This is a genomic window from Micromonospora sp. HUAS YX12, assembly GCF_040215685.1.
Classification (GTDB): Bacteria; Actinomycetota; Actinomycetes; order Mycobacteriales; family Micromonosporaceae; genus Micromonospora; species Micromonospora tulbaghiae.
Genome location: NZ_CP157974.1, coordinates 2,650,712 through 2,677,099 on the forward strand (window position 1 = coordinate 2,650,712; position 26,388 = coordinate 2,677,099).

The window sequence follows — 26,388 nt, forward strand, 5'->3', positions numbered from 1 at the left end:
TCCGCGCCCGCGCATCGGTCCGGTCGACGGGACTCACGGCCGACCGGCCCGGGACCGGCGGCTGATCGCCGCCACCGTGCCGACAGCGGTGCCGGCGGCCAGCCCGACCGCCGCCGTCAGCCGCAGCACCTGACCGCGCCGGCCGGACCACCCGTCGGTCCGCTCCGCCGCCGAGTCCGGCGTGAACACGGCGCCGGTGGAGTCGGCGCGTATGCCGGGGCCGAACTGGGTGTGCGCCGTGTACCAGCCCAGCACCCGCTCGGCCAGCGCCGGGGCGAGCCGCCACTGGAGCCCGATCAGCCGGGCCGCGCCGCCCGCGTACGCCTCGCGCCGGGGCCGGCGCAGCAGCCGGACGATCGTCTCGGCGACCATCTCCGGCGGGTACACCGGCGGCGGCGGGGTCAGCTCCCGGCCGGAGTGGTTGGCCGCGTGCCGGAAGAACGGCGTGTCGATGGTGGCGGGCAGCACGGTGCAGATCGAGATGTTCCCCCGGCCGGTCACCCGCAGCTCCTGCCGGACCGTGTCGGCCAGCCCGCGGATCGCGTGCTTGGTCGCGTTGTACGCCGACTGGTACGGCATCGCCACCTCGGCCAGCACCGAGGCGTTGTTGACCAGCACCCCGCCGCCGGCCGCGCCCAGCCAGGGCAGCGCGGCCCGCGTCCCGTACACGGCGCCGAGCAGGTTCACCTCCACCACCCGGCGGAACTCGGCCACCGGGATCTCGTCGAACAGCCCGACGGTGCCCACCGCCGCGTTGTTGATCCAGGCGTCGATCCGGCCGAACTCGGCCACCGCCCGTCCCGCCAGCCGCTCCACCGCCTCCGGGTCGGTCACGTCGGTGGGTACCACCAGCGCCTGCCCGCCCAGTTCCCGGCAGTACGCCGCGACCCGGCGCAGCGCGGGCTCGGTCCGGGCGGCCAGTACCACGTCGGCGCCCCGGCGGGCCAGCGCGTACGCGGTGGCCGCGCCGATCCCGCTGGAGGCGCCGGTGATGACGACTGTGGCGTCGGAGAGGCTGCGGGTCAGCGGCATTCCCCGTCGGTACCCCCGGTCCGGGCGGTCATGCCGACCGTTTTCGACGGTGATCGGGTTCGGTCGGCTGTCCCGTCCCCGGGACGCCGTGGGCGGGTGACCCCGATCTGTCAGGTTTGGGCGCACCGGACCTGGGTTAATGGGACGCTCTGACCGGAGACCCGCTCGCGAGAACGCATGGAGGTGCACCATGCGCGTCGGCCTTGTATGCGCGCACGCCGGCTCGTCCACCGACGGTCCCATCGTCGGGACGCAGGAGCACATTGCGCGCGTGGCGGCGGAACTCGCCGCCCGGGGCCATGACGTCCGCGTCTACGAGCGCCGTGCCGCATCCGCCCAGCCCGCCCTGACCGAACTCGACGGCTACCGGGTGGAACGTGTCCCGGTCGGCCCGCCCGACATGCTCTCCACCGCCGAGCTGGTCCCCTTCGTCGCCGAGTACGGCCGCTGGCTGGCCGGGCAGTGGGCCGGTGACTGGACCCCCGACGTGGTGCACGGGCACTACTGGGTCGGCGGCCTGGCCGCCGCCCACGCGGTACGCGCCACCGACATCCCGGTGGTGCAGACGTTCCACTCGCTCGGGGTGGAGCAGTTGCGTCACCTCGGCCGTGAGTACGGCGGGCCGGGGGAGCGCATCCCGCTGGAACGGGCGCTGACCCGGGCGGTGGACGTGGCGGTGGCCCAGTCCAACGACGAGGTCGACGAGCTGACCCGGATGGGCCTGCAACGCACCTCGGTGGCGATGGTGCCGACCGGGGTGGACACCGGCCGGTTCCACCCGGACGGCGAGGCGGCGCCCCGGGACCAGCGGCCCCGGATCCTCTCCGTCGGCGGGCTCGCGCCCGGCCACGGCCAGGACGACCTGATCCGGGCGATGCGGCTGGTCGGCGACGCGGAGCTGGTGATCGCCGGCGGCCCGCCGGCCGAGCGGCTGGCCGGGCACGCGGAGGCGCGCCGGCTGCGCGAGCTGGCCGAACGCGCGGGCGTGGCGGAGCAGGTGAAGCTGGTCGGCGCGGTGCCGCACGACCAGATGGCCACCTGGTACCGCTCCGCCGACGTGGTGGCCTGCACGCCGCACTACGCGTCAGCCGGACGGGTGTCGCTGGAGGCGATGGCCTGCGGCGTTCCGGTGGTCGGCTACGCCCTGGGCGGCGTCGCGGACGCGGTGGTGGACGAGGTGACCGGCAAGCTCGTGCCGCCGGGTGACGTGCGCACGCTCGGGGTCACGCTGCGCCGGCTGCTGTCGGACAACGCCGGACGGTTCGCGTACGGCCACGCCGCTGTGGACCGGGTCCGGTGCAGCTACACCTGGGAACGTACCGCCGCCGCGCTGGAGCGCCTCTACGAGCGGGTGATCGGGCGCCGCCGCCCGGCCACCCCGATCGAGCCGACGCCGGTCGAGGTGACGCCACCGGTCGAGGTGGTCGTCTCCGAACGCGGGCCGGTCGAGGCGGCCTGAACCGGCACCATCCCGGCGCCCACGATCGCCTTCTGGCGGGCGCCGGCGTGGTGGTGCTGCGGTTCGGCGTACCGGGTCAGGCCGACCACCGCCGCGAGCGTCACCAGGAAGCCGAGCCCGGCCAGCCACTCCCGGCCGGGCCAGATCTTGTCGTTGAGCAGCAGCAGGCCGACGATCGCCGCCGGTACCGCGCCGGCGGCGTCCATCGCTGCCACCGCCGCCGTGGTCGACCCGCGCTGCATGGCCAGCCCGAGCAGCAGCTGGCCGATCACCGAGTGGACGATCAGCAGGTAGAACAGCGGGTCGCGGACGAACGCCTCCACCGATCCGGCCGAGGCGAGCGGCCGGGCCGCCACCGCCGCGGCGGAGAACGCCATCCCGGCCAGTGAGCCGAGCACCACCGACCCGAGCGCGCCGTGCAGCCGGGCGGCGAAGAAGCCGGAGCCGGCGATCGCGACCACCGCCACCGCCAGGCCGACCAGGCCGGCGGTGCCGAGCTGCCGCGACGGCGCCGGCTGGGCGGAGAGCACGAGCGCGGTGATGCCGGCGAACAGCAGCACCAGCAGGGCCACCTCGGCGGCGGGCAGCCGCCACTTGAGCACCAGCACGCCGAGGACGGCGGTCACCCCGAGCCCGGCCGCCACGCTGGCCTGGACCAGGAACAACGGCAGGTCACGGCGGGCCAGGAAGGCCAGCACGAAGCCGACGACCTGGCAGGTCAGGCCGATCAGGTACGTCCGGTGCCCGGCGAGGCGCAGCAGCAGCCCGGGATCGAACGTGTGGTGCACCGTGGTCCGCGCGGCCGCGACCGACTGGAGGAGGTTGGCGAAGCCGTACGCGATGATCATCGCTGCCAGGAAGCACCAACCGGAGGAAACCACCTGGCGAGGATAGAGGCTTCCCCCGGGTCAGCGCTCGGCTGGACGGCCGAGCCGGGCCAGGATGTCGTCGTGCAGCGCCCCGTTGCTGGCCACGGCGCTGATGTCACCGGTGTCGGCGCCGGCCGGGGCGGGCCGCCCGGCCAGGTCGGTGATCCGGCCGCCCGCCTCGGTGACGATCGGGACCAGCGCGGCGATGTCCCACAGCGACAGCTCCGGCTCCACCATCACGTCCAGTGCCCCCTCGGCCAGCAGCATGTAGCCGTAGAAGTCGCCGTACGCGCGGCTGCGCCAGGTGTCCCGCATGAGCTGGAGCACCGCGTCCAGCCGGCCGGCCTGCTCCCACCCGGTCAGCGACGAGTAGCAGAAGCTCGCGTCGCCGAGCGCCGTCACGCCGGACACCCGGATCGGCGTGCCGTCCGCCGGGCCGGTGCCGGCGAACGCGCCCGCGCCGAGCGCGCCCCACCAGCGGCGGCCCAGCGCCGGGGCGGAGACCAGGCCGAGCACCGGCCGGTCGTGCTCCAGCAGCGCGACGAGCGTGGCCCAGACCGGTACGCCCCGGACGAAGTTCTTCGTGCCGTCGATCGGGTCGATCACCCAGCGCCGCCCGTCCGGACCGGCCGGCGGCTGCTCGCCGTACTCCTCGCCGAGCAGGCCGTCACCGGGACGGTGGGCGGCCAGCAGCGCGCGGATCTCCCGCTCCACCGCGGTGTCCGCGTCGGAGACCGGGGTCAGGTCCGGCTTCGACTCGACGCGCAGGTCCAGCGCGCGGAACCGGGCCGAGGAGACGGCGTCCGCGGCGTCGGCGAGCAGGTGGGCGAGGGCGAGGTCGTCGGCGTACCCGGTCATGACGGACACGCTAGTGGCGGCGGCCCGGCCGGCGACGGCGGGTCGCCGCCGGTCCGCCGGTCAGGAACCGGCGAGCGGGTCGCCGGGGTTGCGCTCCGGCTCGCGCGGGTCGCCCTCGCCGCTGCGCGAGGCCAGCAACCGGCGGTACGAGGCGAGCCGGCGGGGGTCCGCCTTCCCGGCGGCCACCCAGGCGTCGAGCGCGCAGTCCGGCTCGTCGGCGGTGTGCGGGCAGTTGGCCGGGCAGTCCACCGTCGCCTCGACCAGGTCGGGGAAGCCGTGCAGCAGGCTCTCGGCGGACACGTGGGCCAGCCCGAAGCTGCGTACCCCGGGGGTGTCGACGATCCAGCCGGTGTCGCCGCCGGCGCCGGGCCCGGCGGGCAGGCGCAGCGCCACCGCGCTGGTCGAGGTGTGCCGGCCCCGGCCGATCGCGCTGACCGTGCCCACCGCCCGTTCGGCCTCCGGGACGAGGCGGTTGACCAGCGTCGACTTGCCCACCCCGGAGTGACCCACCATCACCGAGACGCGGCCGGCGAGCAGCGCCCGCAGCGCGGCCAGGTCGGAGTCCGGGCGGATCAGCACGTACGGCAGCTCCAGCTCGGTGTAGTAGCCGAGCACCGCCTCCGGGCCGGCCAGGTCCGCCTTGGTGAGGCAGAGCAGCGGCTCGATGCCGGCGTCGTACGCGGCCACCAGGCAGCGGTCGATGAACCCGGTACGCGGCGGCGGGTCGGCGAGCGCGCTGACGATCACCAACTGGTCGGCGTTGGCCACCACGACCCGTTCCAGCCGCCCCTCGGCGGTGGTCTCGTCGTCGTCGGCGGTACGCCGCAGCACCGAGGTCCGCTCGGCGATGCGCACGATCCGGGCCAGCGCGCCCGGCGCACCGGAGGTGTCCCCGACCAGCCCCACCCGGTCGCCCACCACCACCGACTTGCGTCCCAGCTCGCGGGCGCGCATGGCGGTCACGAGCGGCGCGTCCGGCCCGGCCCCGGACAGCACGCAGGTGTAGCGACCCCGGTCGACGGCGATGACGAAGCCCTCGACGGCGTCGGCGTGGCGGGGCCGGGTGCGCGTTCGCGGGCGCGACGACCGGCCCGGCCGGACCCGGACGTCGTCCTCGTCGTACTCACGCCGCTTCGTCGCCAGGACGTCCCCCGCTCTCAGTTCTTGCCGGTCACCATCCCCGACCATAGTGCCGGGAACTCCGGCATGGTCTTGGAGGTGCACGCCACGTCGTCGACCTCGATGCCGGGGACGGCCAGCCCGGCCACCGCCGCCGCGTGCGCCATCCGGTGGTCGGCGTACGTGCGGAACGTACCGCCGCGCAGCGGGCGGGGCCGGATGTCCAGCCCGTCACGGGTCTCGGTGATGTCCGCGCCGAGCGCGGTGAACTCCTTCGCCAGCGCGGTGACCCGGTCGGTCTCGTGGCCGCGGATGTGGCCGATGCCGGTGAGCCGGGACGGCCCGTCGGCGAGCAGCGTGAGCGCGGTCAGCACCGGGGTCAGCTCGCCGACGTCGGAGAGGTCGGCGTCGAGCCCGCGCACGGTGCCGGTGCCCCGCACGGTCAGGCCGCCGGTGCCGAGGCTCACCTCGCCGCCCATCCGGTGCAGCAGCTCCCGGAGCCGCTCGACCGGCTGGAGGCTGCTGCGCGGCCAGCCCTGCAGCGTCACCTCGCCGCCGGTGACCAGGGCGGCGGCGAAGAACGGCGCGGCGCCGGACAGGTCCGGCTCGATCTCCCACCCGCGCCCGGACAGCGGGCCCGGCTCGACCGTCCAGACGTCGGGCGTGGTGTCGTCGACGGCGGCGCCGGCGGCGCGCAGCATCTGCACGGTCATCCGCAGGTGCGGCGCGGACGGCACCGGCGGCCCCTCGTGCCGGACCACGACGCCCCGGTCGAAGCGCGGCGCGGCGAGCAGCAGCCCGGAGACGAGCTGGCTGGAGGCGGAGGCGTCGATCACCACGTCACCGCCGGTCACCCGGCCCGCGCCGAGCACGACGAGCGGCAGGCTGCCGGCCGGGGGCGCGTCGATGCGGACGCCGAGCGTGCGCAGCGCGCCGATCAGCGGCCCGAGCGGGCGGGTCCGGGCGTGCGGGTCGCCGTCGAACGTGACCCGCCCGGCGGCCAGCCCGGCCACCGGGGGCAGGAAGCGCATCACGGTGCCGGCCAGGCCGACGTCGACGTGCGCCGGGCCGGCCAGCGGATGGGGGCGGACCAGCCAGCGGTCGTCGTCCGAGACGGACATGTGGGCACCCAGGGCGCGCAGGCCACCGGCCATCAGTTCGGTGTCCCGGGCGCGCAGCGGCCGGGCGAGTGTCGACGGCCCGCCGGCGAGCGCGCCGAGCACCAGGGCCCGGGCGGTCATGGACTTGGAACCGGGCAGGCGCAGCGTCGCGGCGACCGGGTCGCTCGCGGTCGGCGCGGTCCACGGCTGCGGCGGACGCGTCGCGGTCGGATTGCTCACGGTCACATTCTGCCAAGCTCACGGGCCGGTGGAACCGTCCGTCGCCGCTGCTCCCGTTGGGCGGGACAGCCGGAACGCCCGGATGCGGCTAGCGTGGGCGCCATGTGCGGGAGGTACGCCACGACCCGGAGCGCCGCCGACCTGAGCGCGCTGTTCTCCTCGGCCGACGAGACCGGCGGGGTGGCGGCGGACTACAACGTCGCGCCGACCGACCCGGTGCCGCTGGTCCGGCTCGCCCCGGAGGGGCACCGGCTGCTCTCCCTCGGCCGCTGGGGCCTGCTCCCGCAGTGGTCGCGCAGCGCCGCCGGGGCCGCCCGCATGATCAACGCGCGGGCCGAGACGGTCGCCACCAGCCGGGCGTACGCGCCGTCCTTCGCCCGCCGCCGCTGCCTGGTCCCCGCCGACGGGTGGTACGAGTGGGTCCGTCTCGCCGACGGCGGGCGCCAGCCCTACTTCATGACCCCGCGGGACGGTTCGGTCCTGGCCTTCGCCGGCATCTGGTCGGTGTGGGAGTCGGCCGGTGCGGCCCGGCTCACGTTCAGCGTGCTCACCACCGCTGCGGTCGGCGAGCTGGCCGAGGTGCACGACCGGATGCCGCTGCTGCTGTCGCCGGAGCGCTGGGCGGGCTGGCTCGGCCCGGCCGAGGAGCCGGCGGAGCTGCTCACGCCGCCGGACGCCGGCCTGCTCGCCGGGCTGGAGATCCGGCCCGTCTCCCGGGCCGTGGGCGACGTCCGCAACGACGGCCCGGAGCTGATCGCCGCGGTGGCTCCGGCGGGTGCCGGGACGGCCGCCGGAGCGACGCTGTTCTGATCACGCTCCGCCACATTTGCATGTACCCGTTTGCCGGGGTTGGGTCGGAAAAGTCGCCGGGACGTTCAGTCAGTTTCATTGAAGACCCTTGTCCTTACGTATGCGAATGCGATAGAACACAGCGCCGGTGATGGGCGTCTGTTCGCACGGGGCGGATGACACCCATCGATCTTGCAGAGATCTACGCCGGTTCCCACGGGGGAGGTGGGTGTATTGACACGGGCACGTATGCCCCGTCCGCACGAGGTAGCCGCCGCGCGGCGCGATCCGCGACTGCTGCGGGCGCTGAGCGAACGACGCCAGGACGACGCGTGGCGCACCAGGGGCACCTGTCAGAACGTCGATCCGGAGACGTTCTTTCCGGCACCGAACGAACCGGCCGACGCGGCGGTGGCGCTCTGCCGCACCTGCGACGTCCAGGGCTCCTGCCTGGCCTGGGCGCTGGAGGTGGGCGACTGCCACGGCGTCTGGGGCGGCACCACGCCGCGTGAGCGGCGCGCCATGCTGGTGGCCTGGCGCAGCGAGGTGCAGCTGGATCCGGACGCGCTCGACGACGCCGGCCCGCCGGTGCGCGACCGCCTGCTCACGCTGGTCCCGCTGAGCTGATCCTGGGGTCGCCCGTGGCCCGCTCCGGCAGGCCGCGGGCGACGTCCGTTTCCGCGCCCGGGCACCGGCGCGCCGGCCGGCCCGCGCAGAATGAGCCGGTGCGGCACGACGACGACATCGACACACCACGGGGGGCCGCCCGGCTCCGGTTCGACCCACCCGCCGGCGGCGCGACGGTGCTGGTCCTCGGCCACGGCGCCGGCGGTGACGTGGACGCGCCCGACCTGGCCGCCGTGCGGGACGCGGTGCTCGCCGCCGGGGCCGGGGTGGCCCTGGTGACCCAGCCGTACCGGGTCGCCGGGCGACGCGCGCCCGCTCCCGCCGGGCACCTCGACGAGGCGTGGACGGCGGTGCTGGCCGAACTGCGCCGGCGCGCACCGCGGGTGCGCCACTGGGTGGTCGGGGGCCGATCCAGCGGCGCGCGGGTGGCCTGCCGTACCGCCACCGCCGTCGGGGCGGCCGGAGTGGTGGCGCTGGCGTTCCCGCTGCACCCGCCGGGACGACCGGAGCGCTCCCGGGCCGGGGAGCTGCTCACCGGGCTGCCCACGCTCGTCGTCAACGGCGACCGGGATCCGTTCGGCGTGCCCGAGCCCGGCCCCGGCATCGAGGTGGTGGTCCGGCCGGGGGAGCGCCACGACCTGCGCGGCGATCCGGCCGGCACGGCCGCCGTGGTGCGGGACTGGCTGCGCGTACACGGGTGGTCGTCCTGACCGGACGACGCGCGCCGTGACCGTCCGCCGAGGCGGGTCGTTGCACCGGTTGGTGCCGGCCGCCCGGTTCGGGCGCGCCGGGGCCACCCTCCCAGGCCCTTCCTGGTCCCAGCGTCGGTCGCGGCCGAGGCCGGGACCAGGATCGGGTGGGGCCGGAGGAATGCCGCACCCCACACCTCGCGTTACGCCCCTTGGACGACGACAGAGCCAGCGCGAGGGGGGTGACCGGTGCCGATCGAGACACGGAGCCGGGAACGGGACGAACGGGACGAGCGTCAGCTCCGGCGGCTGCTCGACGCGCCGGAGTGGCCCCCGGCGGCGTCGGTCGTGAGCACCGGCACACACTCCGGAAGTGAATCTGCCGGTAGGTGGGTGCGCGTATCCTCGGCGGGAAAGCATCCGACGCGAGGGGATGTGCGGTTGACCACCGAGAAGACGGACGAGCGCAGGGCCCGCTTCGAGCGGGACGCGATGCCCTTCGTCGATCAGCTCTACGCTGCCGGACTGCGGATGACCCGCAATCCGGCGGACGCGGAGGATCTGGTTCAGGAGACGTACCTGAAGGCGTACGCCGCCTTCCACCAGTTCGAGCAGGGCACGAACCTGAAGGCCTGGCTCTACCGGATCCTGACCAACACCTACATCAACACCTACCGCAAGCGGCAGCGCCAGCCCATCCAGGCGCCGACCGAGGAGATCACCGACTGGCAGCTCGCCGAGGCGGAGTCGCACACGTCCAGCGGCCTGCGCTCGGCCGAGACGGAGGCGCTCGACCGGCTGCCGGACAGCGACGTCAAGGAGGCCCTCCAGCAGTTGCCGGAGGAGTTCCGCCTGGCCGTCTACCTGACCGACGTCGAGGGCTTCTCCTACAAGGAGGTCGCCGACATCATGGGTACGCCGATCGGCACCGTGATGTCCCGTCTGCACCGTGGCCGACGTAATCTGCGGAAGCTGCTGGAGCAGTACGCGGCGGAGCGGGGCTTCAGCGCCGCCTCGTCGAAGAAGGGTTCGACCGCCGCCGCCGGCCGGGAGGTGTGACCGTGAGCTGTGGACAACCGCACGAGACGGACTGCCGCGAGGTGCTCGCCGAGGTCTACCTCTACCTCGACCTGGAGTGCGCGGAGGAGCGCCGGGTGCTGATCCGGCACCACCTGGACGAGTGCGGGCCGTGCCTGCGCGAGTACGGCATCGAGCAGGAGGTCAAGGCGCTCGTGGCCCGGTGCTGCGGCAACGAGGCGGCCCCGGAGAAGCTGCGGGAGCGGCTGCGCCTGCGGCTGACCGAGCTGGTGGTCTTCGAGAGCACCGAGTCCCGCGAACTGGCCGACTGACAAGCGAACGCAACGGCCCGGGTCCGATGACGGACCCGGGCCGTTGCGCTGTCCGGCGCCTGCGCCGCGCTGATCGGATGATCAGGAGTTGGGGCGCTTGCCGTGGTTGGCGCTGCTCTTCTTACGGGCCTTCTTCTTGCGGGCCTTCTTCGCCATGCTCTGCCTCCTTGTGCTGGTCACGGTTCCGTCCGCGGCTGGGCGCGGCGGAGGTCGCGGTGTGGCCCTCCGGGCTCGCCGGTGGCCGACCCGCACGATGCTAGTGCCGTCACCGCCCGCCCGGGCGCGGCGGGGCGGATCGCGCGGCGGTGGTGCGCGGCCCGGCGTGACCGGCGTCATGATTGGATACCGTTCGCAGGATTGTCGGGGAGAGGGAGGGCCGGAGATGGCCGAGGAGATCCGCGCCGAGATGGTGGCGAACGTCTGGAAGGTCGTCGTGTCGGCCGGCGACACGGTGTCCGAGGGCGACACCCTCGTCATCCTGGAGTCGATGAAGATGGAGATCCCGGTGGTCGCCGAGTCCGACGGCGTGGTGCAGAGGCTGGCGGTCAACGAGGGTGACGTGGTGCAGGACGGCGACCTGATCGCGGAGATCGGTTGACCGGCCTGCGGGTGCGCCGCGCCGAGCCGGCGGACTTCCCGGCCGTGGCCCGGCTGACCGTCGCCGCGTACGAGGCGGACGGCCAGCTCAAGGACGAGAGCGGGTACGCGCCGGTGCTCGCCGACGTGGCCACGCGCGCCGAGACCGGCGAGGTGCTGGTGGCCGTCGACGACGCCACCGGCCAGGTGCTCGGCGCGGTGACGTTCGTGCTGCCCGGCACCCCGTACGCCGAACTCGCCGGCCCGGGCGAGGCCGAGTTCCGGATGCTCGCGGTGGATCCGGCCGCCCAGGGCCGGGGCGCGGGCGCCGCGCTCGCGGCCGCGTGCGTGGCGCGCGCGACGGAGCTGGGCTGCACGGCTGTGGTGATCTGCGTACGCGCCGGGATGGCGGCGAGCGCACAGCGCCTCTACGAGCGGCTCGGTTTCGTCAGGTACCCGGAGAAGGACTGGACCCCGCTGCCCGGGATCGACCTGCGCGCCCTGCGGCTGAACCTGACCGCGGCAGGCTGAGCCTCACCCCGGCAGGCTGAACCTGACCGCGGCTCAGCCCTGGCCGGTCTCGCCGATCTTGGCGAGCAGCTCGTCGGCCACCTGGAGCGCGATCCGCTTGCGCTCGTCGTCGGTGATGCCCGGCGCGCGCACCGCGAACCAGCTGCTGTGCACCGCGAACAGTGTGAGCGCGGCGCGGAGCTGGGCGGCGGGTGAGTCGTCGCCCCGGCACAGCTCGTGGGCCAGCCGCATCATCCGGTCCCGCATCTGCTGACCGGCGACCAGGCTCTTGAGCACTGTCTGGTTCTGCTCGAAGAAGCGCATCACCTGGGGCAGGTCGCCGGCGAACATGCTGTCGGCGTACCGGCCGATCAGGGCGCGCCGGGTCGCCAGCGTGGGCGGCTGGTCGGCGGCCCAGGCGATCAGCTCGTCCATCCGGCGCAAGCGGTCGTCCACGAGGCTGGTGACGATCTCGTCCTTGCTCTTGAAGTGGTAGTAGAGCGCCGCCTTGGTCACGCCCAGCCGCTCGGCGATCTCCCGCAGCGACGTCTTCTCGTAGCCCTGCTCGGTGAAGAGTTCCAAGGCGACGGCCTGGATCCGCTCCCGCGTGCCACCTGTGGTCTGCCTCACCGGCCGACATCCCTTCAATCCGCTTGACGTGCACCCGCCCATCAGCTTACCGTCCGGCTAGTAAGTAAACTAGCCGGGCGGCAAGTAAGTCGATCATCCGATCTCCGGGGGAGCCTACCGATGAGTCAACCAGCCCAGGTGACCGCGAGACCCAATGTCCGGGTCGTCCTGTTCGGTCTGATGATCGCGATGATGCTCGCGATGCTCGACAACATGATCGTCAGCACCGCGCTGCCGCGGATCGTCTTCGAGTTCGGCGGCGCCGACCACTTCACCTGGGTGGTCACCGCGTACGTGCTGGGCACGACCGTCTCCACGCCGATCTGGGGCAAGCTCGGCGACCTCTACGGCCGCAAGACGGTCTTCCTCACCGCCGTGGTCGTGTTCCTGGTCGGCTCCGCGCTCTGCGGCATGTCCGGCTCCGGCGTCTTCGGCGGCGCCGACACCGGCATGACCGAGCTGATCGCGTTCCGCGCCGTTCAGGGCCTCGGCGCGGGTGGCCTGATGGTCGGCGTCATGGCGATCATCGGTGACCTGGTCCCGCCGCGCGAGCGGGGCCGCTACCAGGGCATGATCGCCGGCATCATGGCCATCGCCATGGTCGCCGGCCCGCTCGTCGGCGGCTTCATCACCGACCACCTCTCCTGGCGCTGGGCGTTCTACGTCAACCTGCCGCTGGGCGGCGCGGCGCTGCTGATCCTCGCCACCACCATGCACCTGCCGAAGTACCGCACCGAGCACAAGATCGACTGGCTGGGCGCTGCGCTGCTGTCCGTCGGCATCACCGCGATCGTGCTGGTGACCACGTGGGGCGGCAACGAGTACGACTGGGTCTCGCCGCAGATCCTCGGCCTCGCCGTGCTGGCGGTGCTCGCGCTCGGCGTGTTCGCGCTGGTCGAGCGCCGCGCGCCGGAGCCGATCCTGCCGCTGAGCCTGTTCACCAACCGCAACTTCGCGCTGATCTCGGTGATCGGGTTCCTGCTCGGCTTCGCCATGTTCGGCGCGATGAACTTCCTGCCGCTCTACCAGCAGACCGTCCAGGGCGCGTCGGCCACCAACAGCGGCCTGCTGCTGCTCCCGCTGATGTTCGGCATGCTCGTGGTGTCGCTCGTGGTCGGCCGGACCATCACCAGGACCGGCCGCTACCGCGTCTTCCCGATCGTCGGCGGCGTGGTGATGGCCGCCGGGATGGGCCTGCTCAGCCTGCTGGACGTGGACACCAGCAAGACGCAGTCCTCGCTCTACATGATCGTGCTCGGCGTCGGCATGGGCTTCCTCATGCAGACCTCGATGCTGATCGCGCAGAACAGCGTGGAACAGAAGGACCTCGGCGCGGCCAGCGGCGCGGCCACCTTCTTCCGGTCCATCGGCGGCTCGTTCGGCGTCTCCCTCTTCGGCGCGATATTCGCCAACCGTCTCGCCGACTCGGCGGCCGGTCCCGCGTTCGCGGGCTCGGGCGGCGGCGAGGGCGGCGCGATGAACCTGGAGGCCCTCAAGAAGCTCACCGGCCCGATGCGCGAGGCGGTGCTCGGCGGCCTCTCCGGCGCCATCTCGCACGTCTTCTTCTGGGCCGTCCTCTTCACAGTGGCCGTACCGGTGCTCGCCTGGTTCATCAAGGAGGTGCCGCTGCGCGCGACCAACGACGTACCGCCGGCCGGCGCCACACCGGAGGACCAGGCCGAGGCCGCGCTCGGCAAGGCCCCCGTCGCCTGACGCACCGTCGCGGCCCCGCCATCCCTGAGGGGGTACGCGGGGCCGCGCCGCGTCTGCCGCTACACGGTCAGCCGCGGCGGAACAGAGCGGTGAGGCGTCGCCAGAGACGCCGCAGCGGGCCGCCCTCGGCGCCCGCGATCAGCCGGCCGGCGGTGGCGCGTGTCGCCGCGTCGAGCGCCGGGGTGGCCCGCGCCAGGTACGCCAGCGACACCGCGACCGGGTCACGCCGGATCGGCCCGGTCGCCACCTCGGCGATCCGCCCGGCCACCAGCGCGGCCACGTCGGCGCGGGTGTCCGGGTGCACCCAGGCGGCGGTGACCAGTGCGAACAGTGCCGCCTCGGCGGCCGGGCCGAGATCGGCGGCGGCCAGTTCCCCCAGCACCCGCCGCCGGGTGGACTGCTCCCACGGCTCGTCGGTGCGGTGGTGCAGCAGACCGAGGCAGGCCCAGACCTGCGCGCAGCGCGTCCACAGGGCCGGATCCTGCCCGCCGAGCACCCGGCCCAGCGCGGTCGTGGGCGCCTCCGGCGGGTGTGCCAGCAGGGCGAGCAGGTCGGCGAGGTCCAGTGTGGCCAGCCCGACCGCGGCGTCGTACGCGGCCGGCGGGTGCGCCCAGGCCGGGTGCGCGAGCTGCTGGAGCCGCCGTACCGCCTCGGCCGAGGGGGCGGGACCGTCCGGGGCCGGGGCGTCGTCGCCCGCCGGGGTCACCTGCCCGAGCCAGGGGCGCCCCCGGCAGCACTCGGCGAGGTCACCGTGCTCGTGCGTGTCGTCCGGGTGGTCGCGGACGAAGTCGGCGAGCGCCACCAGGTGGTCCACGTTCCCGTCGCGCAGGTAGCGCAGCCGGTGCGCGGTGTGCACGGCGCAGTCGAACGCCGGATCCTTCGCCAGCGCCCGGTCGGCCCAGCCCAGCGCCGCGTCGAGCCGGCCGTGGTCGGCCAGGGTGCCGGCGATGTCCGCGTAGACCGCGAGGTCGTCGGGGTCGAGCGCGACAGCGCGTTCCAGTGCGGCGAGCGCCTCGGCGGTCCGGCCGGCGCTGCGGTACGCGTACCCGAGCCACACCTCGCCGAGTTTGGTGGGCTGTGCGCGTACCCCCCGGGTGGCCCAGGTGACGGCGAGGGTGACCTCGCCGAGGCGCCGGGCCAGCGCGGACGCCGCGCCCAGCAGCAGCGGGTGGGCCGGATGGACGGTGATCGCGTTGCGGGCCAGCGTGAGGTACGGCGCGAGCGGCTCGCGCAGCCGGCGCGGCGCGGGGTCCGGCGCCGCCGCGCAGACCTGCATGAGGATCCGGGCGGTGCGCTCGGGATCGAGGCGTTCCGGCAGGTCGGCGGCGGTAACCCAGGGTACGGCGGCCCAGGGCGCGGCGGGCGCGTAGCCGGTGGCGGCGGCCAGCAGGTCGAGCCCTTCGGCGTGGCGGCCGGCGGCGGCGAGCAGGTGCGCGCGGGCCACCACGGCGCCGACGAACGCCTGCTGGCCGAGCGGAAAGAGGTCCAGATCCCCGCCGCTCGCCGCGTTCAGCCGGGCGAGCGTCTCGTGCGCCTCGGGCAGCGTGGGGGAGCGGACCAGCGCGGCGGCGACGTGGTCGGCGGCGTGCCGTAGGTCGCCCTCGCCCAGCGCCAGCCGGGCCAGCGCGAGTTCCTCCTCCGCGGAGAGCGCGGCGTCGTCCTCGGGCACGTCGTCCTCTCGCCGGGGTCGGTCGGTCAGCCGGGCAAGCCTAGGGGATCTTCCGTCGATTAGTGATCCACTGCGCACTCCTGTTCGTTGCGTTGATTGAGACCGCTGAAACGTGCAAGACTGAGCATCGAACGCGCGGGAAACGCGCAGAAGGAGGTTCTGGAGTGACGCGTCCAGGGGCCGGTATGGCCGCCGACATCGACGAGCAGCCGGCCGGCTACGAGCGTCTGCTCTCCACCGAGCACGCGGCGGCCGTCGCCGAGGTGGCGGCCGTCGTCGCGCAACGGCGCCCCCGGCACGTGGTCTTCACCGCCCGGGGCACCTCCGACCACGCCGCGCTCTACGCGGCCTACCTGACCGAGATCCGCCTCGGCCTGCCCGCCGGGCTCGCCTCACCCAGCGCGATCACCGTCTTCGGCGCCCGGCCCGACCTCTCCGACGCGCTCGTCGTCGGCGTCAGCCAGAGCGGCGGCTCGCCCGACCTCGCCGAGGTGCTGCGCGTGGCCCGTGCCTCCGGCGCGCTCACCCTCGCCGTCACCAACAACCCCGGCTCGCCGCTGGTGGAGACCGCCGAGCTGAGCGTCGACATCGCCGCCGGCCACGAGCGCGCCGTCGCCGCCACCAAGACCTACACCGCCGAGCTGCTCGCGCTGCTCATGCTGATCGAGGGCGTACGCGCCGGCGACGGCGTGCTGCCCGCCGAGGAGCGCGCCGCCCTGGGCCGCCTGCCCGAGCTGGCCGCGCAGACCCTCGCCGACGACACCCCGGCCCGGCTCGCCCCGCGCTACCGGTTCGCCGCCCAGCTCGTCACCACCGGCCGTGGGTACGCGTACCCGACCGCCCGGGAGGCGGCGCTGAAGCTGATGGAGACCTCGTACCTCCCGGCGCTCGCCTTCTCCGGCGCCGACCTGCTGCACGGCCCGCTCGCCATGACCGACCCGGACGTCCCGGTGCTCGCCGTGGTCGGCTCCGGCCCCGGCGGCACGTCGATGCGCGAGGTGCTGCCCCGGCTCGGCGAGCGCCGCGCGGACGTGGTGGTGGTCGGCTCCGCCGAGGTCGGCGAGACCCGGATGGTGGTGCCCGAGGTCGACGAGCGGTACGCGCCGCTGCTCGACATCCTGCCGCTGCAACGGCTCGCGCTGTCCCTGGCGCTGGCCCGGGGCGAGGATCCGGACGCGCCGCGCGGCTTGAAGAAGGTCACGGCGACGATGTGAGGCCCGGCGTGGCACGCTGTGTGGCGTGTCCACCCTCCGTGACCTCGCCGAGGAGCACACCGCGCTCCGCCCGGCCGACATCGACCACCTGCACCGGATCGCCGGCGACTGGCAGCTGCTGTCCGACCTGTCCTTCGCCGACCTGCTGCTCTGGGTGCCGGTGGACGGTGACGGCACGTTCCTCTGCGTGGCCCAGGTCCGTCCCACCACCGCGCCGACCGCCTACCTGGACGACCAGGTCGGGCGCATCGTCGGCGGGGCCGAGGTGGCCCACCTGGAGGTGGCCCACCGGCAGGGACGGATCTGGCGCGAGGGCGACCCGGTCTGGTACGGCGACGTCCCGGCCCGCCACGAGGCGATCCCGGTCCGGCTGCGCACCGGCGACGGTGAGGCGGGCGAGGTGATCGCCGTGGTGGGCCGGGACACCAACCTGTCCACCGCGCGCACCCCGAGCCAGCTCGAACTGAACTACCTGACCACCGCCGACGACCTCGCCCAGATGATCGCCGACGGCACGTTCCCGCCGCCCCGGCACCCGGGCGAGACCACCTCGGCGCCCCGGGTCGGCGACGGCCTGGTGCGGCTCGACGCCAACGGCAAGGTCACCTACGCCAGCCCGAACGCGCAGTCCGCGTACCGCCGCCTCGGCTACGCCTCCCACCTCGTCGGTGAGGACCTGGCCAAGCTGCACCGCCGGCTCGCGGGCGACCCCCTCGAGGGCACCGACGCGGGCAACGCCGTGCTGGCCGCGCTGCGCGGCGAGGCGCCACCCCGCCGGGAGATCGACGCCCGCGGCGCCACCATGCTCACCCGGGCGCTGCCGCTGATGCCCGCCGGAGTGCCGATCGGCGCGCTGGTTCTGGTCCGCGACATCACCGAGGTCCGCCGCCGCGACCGCGCCCTGATCACCAAGGACGCCACCATCCGGGAGATCCACCACCGGGTGAAGAACAACCTCCAGACCGTCGCCGCGCTGCTGCGCCTCCAGGCCCGGCGGGTCGCCATGCCCGAGGCGCGGGTGGCGCTCGAAGAATCGGTACGCCGGGTCGCCTCGATCGCGCTCGTACACGAGACGCTCTCCATGTCCAGCGACGAGGTGGTCGAGTTCGACGGCATCGTGGACCGCGTCGCCAGCGCCGCCACCGAGGTCGCCGCCACCGAGGTGAGCGTGGGTATGCGGCGCCGCGGCACCTTCGGCGTACTGCCCGCCGAGATCGCCACCTCGCTGGTGATGGTGCTCAACGAGCTGCTGCTCAACGCCGTGGAGCACGGCTTCCCGCCGGCCGACGAGGACGCCGCTGTCCCCGCGCCCGCGGACGCGCTCCGGCCCGATGCCGAGGTCACCGCGCCCCGGCCCGAGGTGGTGGTCACCGCGCACCGGGCCCGCAAGCAGCTGCACGTCTCGGTCACCGACAACGGCCGCGGGCTGCCCGAGCAGTTCGACGCCGAACGCGGCGGCAACCTCGGCCTCCAGATCGTCCGGGCGCTCGTCACCGGCGAGCTGCGCGGCACCATCGACCTGCGTAACGGCGCCGACGGCGGCACCGAGGCGGCCATCGTCGTACCGCTGGCCCGCGGCACCACCGACCGCCTCACCGGACGAGCAGGGCCACCGTGATCCCCGGCCGCGGCCACACCCGCCGCACCGTGTAGCCCGCCCGCAGCGCGTCACCCTTCGCGCCCGGCACCGCCGCCAGGGGGTCCGCGCGCCGGCCGGTGACCACCAGCCAGACCCGGTCCACCCCGGCCAGGCACCGCGCCGGGTCGTCGCACTCCACGGCCCAGAGGCTCCCGTCCTGACGCTGGTCGCGCACCACGAGCACGTCGCGCGGCAGCCTCGACCCCAGGTGGTACGCCATGCCGAGGTCCGGGAACAGCCACCCGTCCCGGGGCGAGTAGACGATCGCGTCGCCGGGCCGCTGCTCGGCGCGGATGATCCGGGCGGCGCCCGCGTAGTCGACCGGGGCGCTGCGCGGCCACTCGTGGGTACGGCGCAGGGCCGCCTGGTCGGGCAGCCCGAGCAGCCCGGCCAGGACCACCACCGCGATTCCCGCCGCGATCCGTCCGCGCGGCGACGTCGGCCCTTGCTCTGCTTCCGCGGGCGCGGCAGTGCGGCCGGCTGCGGCGGGTGTCGCCGTGCGCTCGGGTTCGGCGGGCGTTGCTGTTTGCGGCGTTCGGGCCGGTGCGGGAGTGACCCGCGCGGCAGCCAGCGCGGCGCCGGCCAGCACGCAGGCGAACGGCACGGTGAAGACGAGGTAGCGAGTCACCCAGAGCGGCACCGTCGTTCCGGCGGCGAAGACCAGCACCACCGGCAGCAGCACGGCGGCGGTGGGCAGCAGCGCCCGGCGACCCAGCCGGGCCGCGCCGAGCGCCGCGAGCGCGAGCACGAACCCGCCGACGACGCCGCTCTGCGCCAGCGCGCCCGGTAGTGCCGCCAGGTCGGGCAGCCGCGCCGGGTCCACCCAGTCGAGCTGGCGACCGCGCTGCCCCCGGGCGACCAGCGCCAGCGGGGTGACGAGCACGACGACCGGCACCAGCGCCAGCAGCCACCCGGCCAGCACCCGTCGGCCGGGCGCCGACGCCTCCTGCGGTTCCGCTTCCGGCGCGTCCGTGCCGTGCTCCCTGCTCCCGGGATGCGGTGACACCCGTGGCGTTCCACCGGCGCTCGATTTCGTGGCTGGGTGGAACGCCGTGGGTGTCTGCGGGGCGCCGTGACACCTGTGGCGTTCCACCGGCGCTCGATCTCGTGGCTGGGTGGAACGCCGTGGGTGTCTGCGGCGTGGCCGGCTCGCGTCGGGCATCTCGGCTCGGAACTGGCCGGGCGGATCGACGACCGCCGCGGGGCCACGTGCGGCGACCAGCAGCACCACCACTGCGTGCGCGGCGAGCAGCGTGAGCGCGAGCAGGTGGAGCAGACCGAGCGCGGCGACCGCGACCGCGTACCCGGCCCAGCGCCACCGTCCCGGCCGGCGCAGCGCCCCGACCAGCAGCAGCGTGGCGAGCACGGCGAGCAGCGTCGCGAGGGCGTACGGGCGGGCCTCCTGGCCGTACCGCGAGGTGACCGGCAGCACCGCGAACAGCAGCCCGGCCAGCAGCCCGGCGCGGCGGCCGGCCAGCGCCGCGCCGAGGCGGGCGGTGAGCGCGGCAGCCACCGCCATGGCCAGCGCCGAGGGCAGCCGCAGCGCGGTCGGCGACGTGCCGGCCACCGCGGTCCAGCCGTGCATGAGCAGGTAGTACGGTCCGGTGGCGGCGTCGATGGTGCGGGTCATCCGGGCCAGGTCCGGTACCGGCCGGGTGGCGGCGCTCCAGGTGGCCAGCTCGTCCCGCCACGGCTGGGCGTGCCCGATGCCGGCCAGCGTCACCACGAGCGTGAGCAGTCCCGGAACCACCCACACCACCGGACCCGAACGGGCACGGACAGACGCGGGCACGAACCTCCTCACCCTCGCAGCGTCACACGCCCAGACCCTCCCACCCGCCCGCTCCACCGATTCCCACCCACCCCGACCCGCCCCGACCCGCCCCCGACCTGGCCCCGACCCGGTCGATCATGAAGTTGACGGCACTCACCGTCCCTTTTGTTCCGGCCAACTTCATGATCGACGGGGTGGGTGGCGGTGGGGGTGGGGCGGGGAGGGAAGGGGGTCGATCTTGGGTGGGGCCCGTGATGTGGGATCACGGGGCGGAGCTGTGGTCGGGCGGGGCGGGGTGTGGCAGCATGAGGCACATGACCGCCGCTGTCGTCCGCCGCTTCGTGGCTCGTCGCCACGTCGATTACGGCCGCGTGCGCAGCGCGATCTGTCCGGCCCACTGACGACGCCCGACCCTTCCGTCTCGGGCGCGTACTCGCGCCGGCCGTCATCGACATCGCCGTCCACGGCCCTCTCCAGGGCCGGCCGCCGCGTCCGCGCCCCAGGCACCGCAGCAGACCCATGGAGGACGCCGCGATGGCGGTCAGCAGCACCCCGACCCGTCCCGACAGCCCGGCGCCTGCCGCCCGTGCGCCCCGCCGGCCACGCGGCGAGGGGCAGTGGGCGCTCGGGCACCGTGAGCCGCTCAACCCCAACGAGCGGATCAAGAAGGACGACGACCCGCTGAACGTGCGGGACCGGATCGAGAACATCTACGCCCACCGCGGTTTCGCCTCGATCGACCCGCAGGATCTGCGCGGCCGGTTCCGCTGGTGGGGCCTCTACACCCAGCGCCGGGCCGGCATCGACGGCGGGCGTACCGCGGTGCTGGAGCCGCACGAGCTGGAGGACGAGTTCTTCATGCTCCGGGTGCGGGTGGACGGCGGCCAGCTCAACCTGGCCCAGCTCCGCGTGATCGCGGACATCTCCCGGGAGTTCGCCCGGGACACCGCCGACATCACCGACCGGCAGAACATCCAGTACCACTGGATCCGGGTCGAGGACATGCCGGAGATCTGGCGCCGGCTGGAGGCGGTCGGCCTCCAGACCACCGAGGCGTGCGGCGACTGCCCCCGGATCGTGCTGGGCAGCCCGGTCGCCGGGGTGGCCCGGGACGAGGTGCTCGACCCGACCCCGGCGATCGACGAGATCGTCCGCCGGTATGTCGGCGACAAGGCGTACTCCAACCTGCCCCGCAAGTTCAAGACCTCGATCTCCTGGCTGGTCGACACGCCGTACGAGGCGAACGACATCGCGTTCCTCGGCGTGGAGCACCCGGAGCACGGGCCCGGGTTCGACGTGTGGGTCGGCGGCGGTCTCTCCACCAACCCGATGCTCGCCAAGCGGCTCGGCGTCTGGGTGCCGCTGCACGAGGTACCGGACGTGTGGGCCGGTGTGGTCGGCATCTTCCGCGACTACGGCTACCGCCGGCTGCGCAACCGGGCCCGGCTGAAGTTCCTGGTCGCCGACTGGGGCGTGGAGCGCTTCCGCGAGGTGCTGGAGAAGGAGTACCTGGGCCGGACGCTGCTCGACGGTCCGGCCGCGGACCTGCCGGCGAAGCCGGTCGACCACATCGGCGTGCACCCGCAGCGCGACGGCGCGAACTACGTGGGCGCGGCCCCGGTGGTGGGCCGGGTCTCCGGCACCCAGCTGGCGCAGCTCGCCGACGTGGTCGAGGCGCACGGCAGCGACCGGGTGCGGCTCACCCCGTACCAGAAGCTGCTCGTGCTGGACGTGGCGCCGGAGCGGACCGAGGAGCTGGTGACGGCGCTGCGCGGGATCGGCCTGGAGGCCCGGCCGTCGGCCTGGCGGCGCGGCACGATGGCCTGCACCGGCATCGAGTTCTGCAAGCTCGCGATCGTGGAGACCAAGCGGCGCGGCGAGGAGCTGGTCGCGCGCCTGGAGGAGCGGCTGCGCGACTTCGACGCGGACATCTCCATCCACCTCAACGGCTGCCCGAACGCCTGCGCCCGCACCCAGGTCGCGGACATCGGGCTCAAGGGCCAGCTCGTGGTCGGCCCGGACGGCCGGCAGGTCGAGGGCTTCCAGGTGCACCTCGGCGGCGGCCTCGGCATGGCGCAGGGGCAGACCGCCGGCTTCGGCCGCAAGCTGCGCGGTCTGAAGACCACCGCCGAGGAGCTTCCGGAGTACGTGGAACGGCTCGCCCGCCGCTACCTGGCCGACCGGACCGAGGGTGAGACGTTCGCCAACTGGGTGATCAGAGTCGACGAGGAGGAGCTCCGATGAGCGACGCCCGATCTGCGCCTCTCTACTGCCCGTACTGCGGCGAAGAGGACCTGCGACCGCACGAGGCCGGGCACGGCGCCTGGGAGTGCCACGCCTGCGCGCGGGTCTTCGCGGTGAAGTTCACCGGCCTGCTGAGCCGGGCGGTGAACCGGTGACCGGCCTCGTCTCCGCCGCCGGCCTCGGGCTGATCGGCTCGGCCGAGCCGGCCCGCCGTGATCCGGACGAGCTGCGCGCGCTGGCCGAGGAGGCCGGCCGGGAACTCGCGGACGCGCCCGCGCTGGAGATCGCGCGGTGGGCGGTGGAGACGTTCGGCGAGCGGTTCTGCGTGACCAGCTCGATGGCCGACGGCGTGCTGGCGCACCTGGTCTCCCGGGTCGCGCCCGGCGTCGACGTGGTGTTCCTCGACACCGGGCTGCACTTCCCGGAGACGTTGAAGGTCCGCGACGAGGTGGCCCGGCGGATGCCAGTGCGGGTGCGCTCGATCCGGCCCCGGATGACCGTGGGCCAGCAGGACGGCCAGTACGGTCCGCGCCTGTTCAACAGGTCCCCGGACGACTGCTGCCAGCTGCGCAAGGTGGAGCCGCTGGAGCGGGCGCTGTCCGGGTACGACGCGTGGGCCGCCGGGCTGCGCCGGGACGAGTCGCCGACCCGGGCGAACACGCCGGTGGTGGGCTTCGACGCGCGGCGCGGCAAGGTCAAGGTGAACCCGATCGCGGCGTGGACGCAGCGGGAGGTGGACGCCTACGTGGCCCGGTACGACATCCCGGTGAACGAGTTGTTCGCGCGCGGCTACGGCTCGATCGGTTGCTGGCCGTGCACGCGGCGGACCCGGGCGGGGGAGGACCCCCGGTCCGGGCGCTGGGCGATGTTCGAGAAGACCGAGTGCGGCCTGCACACCTGAGCGCCGGGCCACCAGTGGTGCTGGTCGCCCACGGCAGCCGTGACCCGCGTGCGGCCGAGGCGACCCGGGCGCTGGCCCGGGCCGTGGCGGACACGTGCCCCGGTCGTCCGGTGCTGCCGAGCTGGCTCGACCACACCGATCCCGGGCCGGCCGAGGTGCTGCGCGGGCTGGCCGCCGCCGGTCACTCCCGGGCGGTCCTGGTGCCGCTGCTGCTGACCGCCGCGTACCACCGGAAGGTGGACATCCCGGCGGCGGTCGCGGCGGCCGGCGCGGACATCGAGGTACGGGTGACCGACGTGCTGGGGCCGACCGGCGGCGGGGTGGACGGCGGGCTGCTGGACGGGCTGCGCCGCCGCCTGGCGGAGGCGACCGGTGACGGGCCGGGCGGGCTGGACGCGGTGGTGCTGGCGGCGGCCGGCACCCGGGATCCGGCGGCGCGTGCCTCGGTGGGGCGGGTCGCCGCGGCGTTCGGCGCCGGGCTGGGCGTGCCCTGCCGTGTCTCGTACGCCTCGGCGGCGCCCCCGGAGGTCGGCGGCGCGGTGACGCGACTGCGCGCGGCGGGCGCCCGCCGGGTCGCGGTGGCCGCCTACTTCCTGGCCCCGGGCCGGTTCCACGACGGGGTGCGGGCGTCGGCCCGGTCGGCCGGCGCGGTGGCGGTGGCGGACCCCCTGACCGACCTGCCGGAGCTGGCGGACCTGGTCCGGCGGCGGGTGGAGGCGGTGACGGGCTGACCCGGTCCGGGACAGCAGAACGCCCCGGCCGGAATCCCGGCCGGGGCGGTCAGCGTGTACGGGTCAGGCGGAGTGAGCGCGTAGCACCCGGAGGCCGCCGCGGCGCTTCACCGCGCGACGCTCCTCTTCGCTCATCCCACCCCAGACGCCGGCGTCCTGACCGGACTCCAGCGCCCACTGCAGGCACTGGTCGGTCACGGGGCAGCGCCGGCAGACGGCCTTCGCCTGCTCCACCTGCAGGAGGGCCGGGCCGGACGTCCCGATCGGGAAGAACAGCTCCGGGTCCTCGTCGCGGCAGACCGAATCGTGGCGCCAGTCCATGGCGGCAACACTCCTCATTCTTAGTGGGTGGCCAGATAACGCTTCGTTGCTATTTCTATTTGCGTCCGCATTGCCGAATGGTGACGGTCAGCATCCATCAATTCGGCGCAGCGTGAGCAGGCTGTGGGGTGCCCGGACCTGCTGGAACAGCTCAACCGAACGAGCATATCCAGGCAATGTCCCGGCAACACGAGTTCGCTTGTGAATACTTTCACGAACTACAGCGATGTCAAGGGTGACGCTCGGAAAAACTCCGAACAGTGAGCGGGCTCACCACCCATTTGTCCCGGTTTGCCAGAGCCCTGGTTACCCGGCGTGCCACAGTCGATAATCAATGTAGTACGGTCTGCGTGACGTTGCTGACATTTCCGGCACCCTTCCTCGGCGTGGCGGCCACCGCGCCCGCGCGGCGGGGGGGTCCGCGTCAACCGACTGGGATACCCGAGACCTAGCAGATTACTCTCAGTGCGGCCGGTACGGATGTGAATCGGACTTTCTCCCGCTCGCCGAGGTAGTCCCCGTCCAGCTGGAACGGCAACGGGCGCTCCGAGACCAGCGTGAACTCCGCCACGTCGTGCAGCCGCAGCACCTGCTTGCCGTGCGGATCCGGTCGCTTGGAGAAGAACTGCGCCGCCGTACGGGCCGTGCTGGCGACCCGCAGCCGCCGCAGCGCGAGCACGTCGAGCCCGAGGTCGAACGACGCCTCCGGGTTCGGGTTGATCTCCCGGTCGCCCAGGTACGTCCACGGCGCGGTGTTCTGGATGATCGCGGTGGCCAGTTCCGCCTCGGGCGCCTCACCCGGGCGCTCCAGCGTGATCGACGGGTGGCGGCGGTCCGAGCCGACGAAGTACTGACTCGCCGTGGAGCGGAAGTAGAGCGCCGGGGTGGAGACGCGCCCCTTCTTGCGGGCCTGTTCCACCCGGCGGATCACCGCCGCGTCCAGCCCGAAGCCGGCGCAGAACGTGAAGTAGCGGTCGTCGGCCCGGCCCAGCCCGATCGTGCGGGAGCGGCCCAGCCGCAGCCCCTCCAGGATCATGCTGGTGCCGTCCGGCCACTCCCGGGGCAGCCCGAGCGCGCGGGCGAAGACGTTGGTCGAACCGCCCGGCACGGTGGCCAGCGCGGGCAGCCGCTCGGCCGAGGTCTGCCCGGTACGGAACGTCGGCGGCTCCGCCGCCATCAGGCCGTTCACCACCTCGTTGACGGTGCCGTCGCCGCCGAGCGTGACGACCAGGTCGACGCCCTCCTGGGCGGCCTCCCGGGCCAGGTCCATGGCGTGGCCCCGCCGGCGGGTGTACCGCACCGACAGGTCGACTTCACTGCGCAACGCCCGGACCAGCACGTCCCGGCTGCGCTCGCTGGTGGTGGTGGCCTTCGGATTGACCACCAGGACGGCCCGCATGGGCGGCACTGTACCGCGACTACCCACCGGTATCGTGGCGCCCGTGACGATCGACTCCGACCCGCTCCCCGGCACGCTGCGCGCCGCGGTGCTCCTGTTGCGTGCCCAGGCGGTGGCGCTGGGGCTGATCGCGGTGTGGCTCATCTGGTCCGACCTCACCGCCGACGCGACGGATCTGACCTCGGCGCTGCTGGTGACCGCCTTCGCCGCCGGCGGCGCGGTGGCGCTCTGGGCGCTCGGCGGCGCGCTGTCCCGCCGCCGTGCCGGGGCCCGCGCGCCGGCCATCGTGCTCCAGCTCATGCTGCTGCCGGTCGGCTGGTTCATGACCGAGGGCGGCATGGGCTGGCTCGGGGTGCCGCTGATGGCGCTCGGGATCGGCATGGTCGGGTTGCTGGTGAGCGGTCCGACCAACCGCGCGCTGGGCTTCGGCGAGCCGGCCCGCTGAGCGCGGGCCCGGCCGGGCTGAGCGCCGGCCCGGCCCGGACTCCGCCGGGCCGGTGGCCGCGAAGACCGGTCAGAAGCCGCCGGCGCGGCGGGTCAGCAGCGAGATGGTGGCCCGGCCACCGGACGCGTTGGCGTTCGCCCCGGTGGTCAGCGCGGTGAGCACCTTCCACGCGAACGACGACTCGGACGGGAGCGTGGCGCCCCGGACCGTCGGCACCGTCACCTCGACGGTGAGCGCGTCCTCGGTGACCGCGAAGCGGCACTCCAGCTCGGCGTCGCGGGTGGCGATGGCGAGCAGCATGGCGCACGCCTCGTCGACGGCGATGCGCAGATCCTCGATCTCGTCGAGGGCGAACTGGAGCCGGGCCGCGAGGCCGGCCGTGGCGGTGCGGAGCACGCCGAGGTAACCACCGTCGGCGGGCACGGTGAGGTGGACGACGTCGTCATCGGTCGTCGGGTGCCCGGTCAGTTGAGTCACGGCTCCTCCCCCCC

The 26,388-nt window shown here is 74.2% G+C and carries 27 protein-coding genes; 16 read left to right on the plus strand and 11 right to left on the minus strand.

The genetic code is table 11. The annotated features are described in order from the left end of the window. Positions 1–33: 33 nt before the first annotated feature. On the minus strand, positions 34–1,032 hold the full coding sequence (locus ABIH81_RS12945) for an SDR family oxidoreductase (RefSeq protein ID WP_349880475.1): 999 nt from the start codon (positions 1,030–1,032) through the stop codon (positions 34–36). 190 nt (positions 1,033–1,222) lie between these two features. Between ABIH81_RS12945 and ABIH81_RS12950 the strand changes: the two genes are divergently transcribed. Then, positions 1,223–2,491, plus strand: a complete 1,269-nt coding sequence (locus tag ABIH81_RS12950) for a glycosyltransferase (protein ID WP_349880476.1) — start codon at positions 1,223–1,225, stop codon at positions 2,489–2,491. On the opposite strand, the gene ABIH81_RS12955 is transcribed toward ABIH81_RS12950, so the two are convergent. From ABIH81_RS12955 to aroA, 4 genes are read right to left on the minus strand one after another with little or no spacing between them, the layout of a single operon-like run. Continuing rightward, positions 2,374–3,339 carry a hypothetical protein gene (locus ABIH81_RS12955; protein WP_349881086.1) on the minus strand — a complete coding sequence of 322 codons (966 nt, stop codon included), beginning with the start codon at positions 3,337–3,339 and terminating at the stop codon, positions 2,374–2,376. The genes ABIH81_RS12950 and ABIH81_RS12955 overlap by 118 nt on opposite strands. A gap of 60 nt (positions 3,340–3,399) precedes the next feature. Next, on the minus strand, positions 3,400–4,218 hold the full coding sequence (gene hisN, locus ABIH81_RS12960; protein WP_349880477.1) for a histidinol-phosphatase: 819 nt from the start codon (positions 4,216–4,218) through the stop codon (positions 3,400–3,402). Between the two features lie 60 nt (positions 4,219–4,278). After that, positions 4,279–5,406 carry a ribosome small subunit-dependent GTPase A gene (gene rsgA, locus ABIH81_RS12965; RefSeq protein WP_349880479.1) on the minus strand — a complete coding sequence of 376 codons (1,128 nt, stop codon included), beginning with the start codon at positions 5,404–5,406 and terminating at the stop codon, positions 4,279–4,281. Then, positions 5,376–6,677 carry a 3-phosphoshikimate 1-carboxyvinyltransferase gene (aroA, locus tag ABIH81_RS12970; RefSeq protein WP_349880480.1) on the minus strand — a complete coding sequence of 434 codons (1,302 nt, stop codon included), beginning with the start codon at positions 6,675–6,677 and terminating at the stop codon, positions 5,376–5,378. The genes rsgA and aroA overlap by 31 nt, the downstream gene beginning before the upstream one ends. 102 nt (positions 6,678–6,779) lie before the next feature. On the opposite strand from aroA, the gene ABIH81_RS12975 reads away from it, so the two are divergent. The 7 genes from ABIH81_RS12975 (at position 6,780) to ABIH81_RS13005 (ending at position 11,238) form a co-directional block, all read left to right on the plus strand. Further along, positions 6,780–7,487, plus strand: a complete 708-nt coding sequence (locus tag ABIH81_RS12975) for an SOS response-associated peptidase (protein WP_349880481.1) — start codon at positions 6,780–6,782, stop codon at positions 7,485–7,487. Positions 7,488–7,700: 213 nt separating this feature from the next. After that, positions 7,701–8,093 carry a WhiB family transcriptional regulator gene (locus ABIH81_RS12980; RefSeq protein WP_349880482.1) on the plus strand — a complete coding sequence of 131 codons (393 nt, stop codon included), beginning with the start codon at positions 7,701–7,703 and terminating at the stop codon, positions 8,091–8,093. Positions 8,094–8,191: 98 nt separating this feature from the next. Continuing rightward, complete coding sequence (locus ABIH81_RS12985; RefSeq protein ID WP_349880483.1) at positions 8,192–8,803, plus strand: alpha/beta family hydrolase; 612 nt, start codon at positions 8,192–8,194, stop codon at positions 8,801–8,803. 228 nt (positions 8,804–9,031) lie between these two features. Next, positions 9,032–9,841 (plus strand): sigma-70 family RNA polymerase sigma factor, encoded by an 810-nt coding sequence (locus ABIH81_RS12990; RefSeq protein ID WP_349880484.1) that lies wholly within the window; start codon positions 9,032–9,034, stop codon positions 9,839–9,841. 2 nt (positions 9,842–9,843) lie between these two features. Next, positions 9,844–10,131 (plus strand): mycothiol system anti-sigma-R factor, encoded by a 288-nt coding sequence (rsrA, locus tag ABIH81_RS12995; protein ID WP_013288372.1) that lies wholly within the window; start codon positions 9,844–9,846, stop codon positions 10,129–10,131. 382 nt (positions 10,132–10,513) lie between these two features. After that, the gene (locus ABIH81_RS13000) at positions 10,514–10,729 is read left to right on the plus strand and encodes a biotin/lipoyl-binding carrier protein (protein WP_043328500.1); all 216 of its coding nucleotides are present in this window, start codon (positions 10,514–10,516) and stop codon (positions 10,727–10,729) included. Beyond that, positions 10,726–11,238 carry a GNAT family N-acetyltransferase gene (locus tag ABIH81_RS13005; protein ID WP_349880485.1) on the plus strand — a complete coding sequence of 171 codons (513 nt, stop codon included), beginning with the start codon at positions 10,726–10,728 and terminating at the stop codon, positions 11,236–11,238. Before ABIH81_RS13000 ends, ABIH81_RS13005 begins: the two co-directional genes overlap by 4 nt. Positions 11,239–11,271: 33 nt before the next feature. Here ABIH81_RS13005 and ABIH81_RS13010 read toward each other — a convergent pair whose 3' ends face one another. Then, on the minus strand, positions 11,272–11,847 hold the full coding sequence (locus ABIH81_RS13010; RefSeq protein WP_349880486.1) for a helix-turn-helix domain-containing protein: 576 nt from the start codon (positions 11,845–11,847) through the stop codon (positions 11,272–11,274). A gap of 120 nt (positions 11,848–11,967) precedes the next feature. Here ABIH81_RS13010 and ABIH81_RS13015 point away from each other — a divergent pair, with 120 nt between their 5' ends. Beyond that, positions 11,968–13,560, plus strand: coding sequence for an MDR family MFS transporter (locus ABIH81_RS13015; RefSeq protein WP_349880487.1), 1,593 nt, complete (start codon positions 11,968–11,970; stop codon positions 13,558–13,560). Between the two features lie 67 nt (positions 13,561–13,627). Here the strand turns inward: ABIH81_RS13015 and ABIH81_RS13020 are convergent, their stop codons facing one another. Then, positions 13,628–15,229: a tetratricopeptide repeat protein gene (locus tag ABIH81_RS13020; RefSeq protein ID WP_349880488.1), complete on the minus strand. Its 1,602-nt coding sequence runs from the start codon at positions 15,227–15,229 to the stop codon at positions 13,628–13,630. Positions 15,230–15,414: 185 nt separating this feature from the next. Between ABIH81_RS13020 and ABIH81_RS13025 the strand changes: the two genes are divergently transcribed. Both ABIH81_RS13025 and ABIH81_RS13030 read left to right on the plus strand, forming a co-directional pair. Further along, entirely contained in the window at positions 15,415–16,443 is a 1,029-nt protein-coding gene (locus ABIH81_RS13025) for an SIS domain-containing protein (protein ID WP_349881087.1), read from the plus strand. 25 nt (positions 16,444–16,468) lie between these two features. After that, a complete protein-coding gene (locus ABIH81_RS13030; protein WP_349880489.1) occupies positions 16,469–18,061 on the plus strand; it encodes a histidine kinase N-terminal domain-containing protein in 1,593 nt (530 codons plus the stop codon). Here the strand turns inward: ABIH81_RS13030 and ABIH81_RS13035 are convergent. Next, a complete protein-coding gene (locus tag ABIH81_RS13035; RefSeq protein ID WP_349880490.1) occupies positions 18,036–19,874 on the minus strand; it encodes a glycosyltransferase family 39 protein in 1,839 nt (612 codons plus the stop codon). The two genes, ABIH81_RS13030 and ABIH81_RS13035, sit on opposite strands and share 26 nt — an antisense overlap. 516 nt (positions 19,875–20,390) lie before the next feature. Between ABIH81_RS13035 and ABIH81_RS13040 the strand changes: the two genes are divergently transcribed. From ABIH81_RS13040 to ABIH81_RS13055, 4 genes are read left to right on the plus strand one after another with little or no spacing between them, the layout of a single operon-like run. Next, the gene (locus ABIH81_RS13040) at positions 20,391–22,100 is read left to right on the plus strand and encodes a nitrite/sulfite reductase (RefSeq protein ID WP_349880491.1); all 1,710 of its coding nucleotides are present in this window, start codon (positions 20,391–20,393) and stop codon (positions 22,098–22,100) included. Beyond that, positions 22,097–22,255 (plus strand): hypothetical protein, encoded by a 159-nt coding sequence (locus tag ABIH81_RS13045; protein WP_349880492.1) that lies wholly within the window; start codon positions 22,097–22,099, stop codon positions 22,253–22,255. Before ABIH81_RS13040 ends, ABIH81_RS13045 begins: the two co-directional genes overlap by 4 nt. Then, a complete protein-coding gene (locus ABIH81_RS13050) occupies positions 22,252–23,001 on the plus strand; it encodes a phosphoadenylyl-sulfate reductase (protein ID WP_349880493.1) in 750 nt (249 codons plus the stop codon). The genes ABIH81_RS13045 and ABIH81_RS13050 overlap by 4 nt, the downstream gene beginning before the upstream one ends. Next, complete coding sequence (locus tag ABIH81_RS13055) at positions 22,983–23,732, plus strand: CbiX/SirB N-terminal domain-containing protein (RefSeq protein ID WP_252454426.1); 750 nt, start codon at positions 22,983–22,985, stop codon at positions 23,730–23,732. The genes ABIH81_RS13050 and ABIH81_RS13055 overlap by 19 nt, the downstream gene beginning before the upstream one ends. A gap of 63 nt (positions 23,733–23,795) precedes the next feature. On the opposite strand, the gene ABIH81_RS13060 is transcribed toward ABIH81_RS13055, so the two are convergent. Further along, positions 23,796–24,053 carry a WhiB family transcriptional regulator gene (locus ABIH81_RS13060; RefSeq protein ID WP_013288358.1) on the minus strand — a complete coding sequence of 86 codons (258 nt, stop codon included), beginning with the start codon at positions 24,051–24,053 and terminating at the stop codon, positions 23,796–23,798. A gap of 448 nt (positions 24,054–24,501) precedes the next feature. Beyond that, on the minus strand, positions 24,502–25,452 hold the full coding sequence (locus tag ABIH81_RS13065) for a diacylglycerol kinase family protein (protein ID WP_349880494.1): 951 nt from the start codon (positions 25,450–25,452) through the stop codon (positions 24,502–24,504). Positions 25,453–25,495: 43 nt separating this feature from the next. Here ABIH81_RS13065 and ABIH81_RS13070 point away from each other — a divergent pair, with 43 nt between their 5' ends. After that, the gene (locus ABIH81_RS13070; RefSeq protein ID WP_349880495.1) at positions 25,496–25,897 is read left to right on the plus strand and encodes a hypothetical protein; all 402 of its coding nucleotides are present in this window, start codon (positions 25,496–25,498) and stop codon (positions 25,895–25,897) included. A 69-nt stretch (positions 25,898–25,966) separates the two neighbouring features. Here the strand turns inward: ABIH81_RS13070 and ABIH81_RS13075 are convergent, their stop codons facing one another. Continuing rightward, positions 25,967–26,374, minus strand: coding sequence for an ATP-binding protein (locus tag ABIH81_RS13075; protein WP_349880496.1), 408 nt, complete (start codon positions 26,372–26,374; stop codon positions 25,967–25,969). Positions 26,375–26,388: the final 14 nt, after the last annotated feature.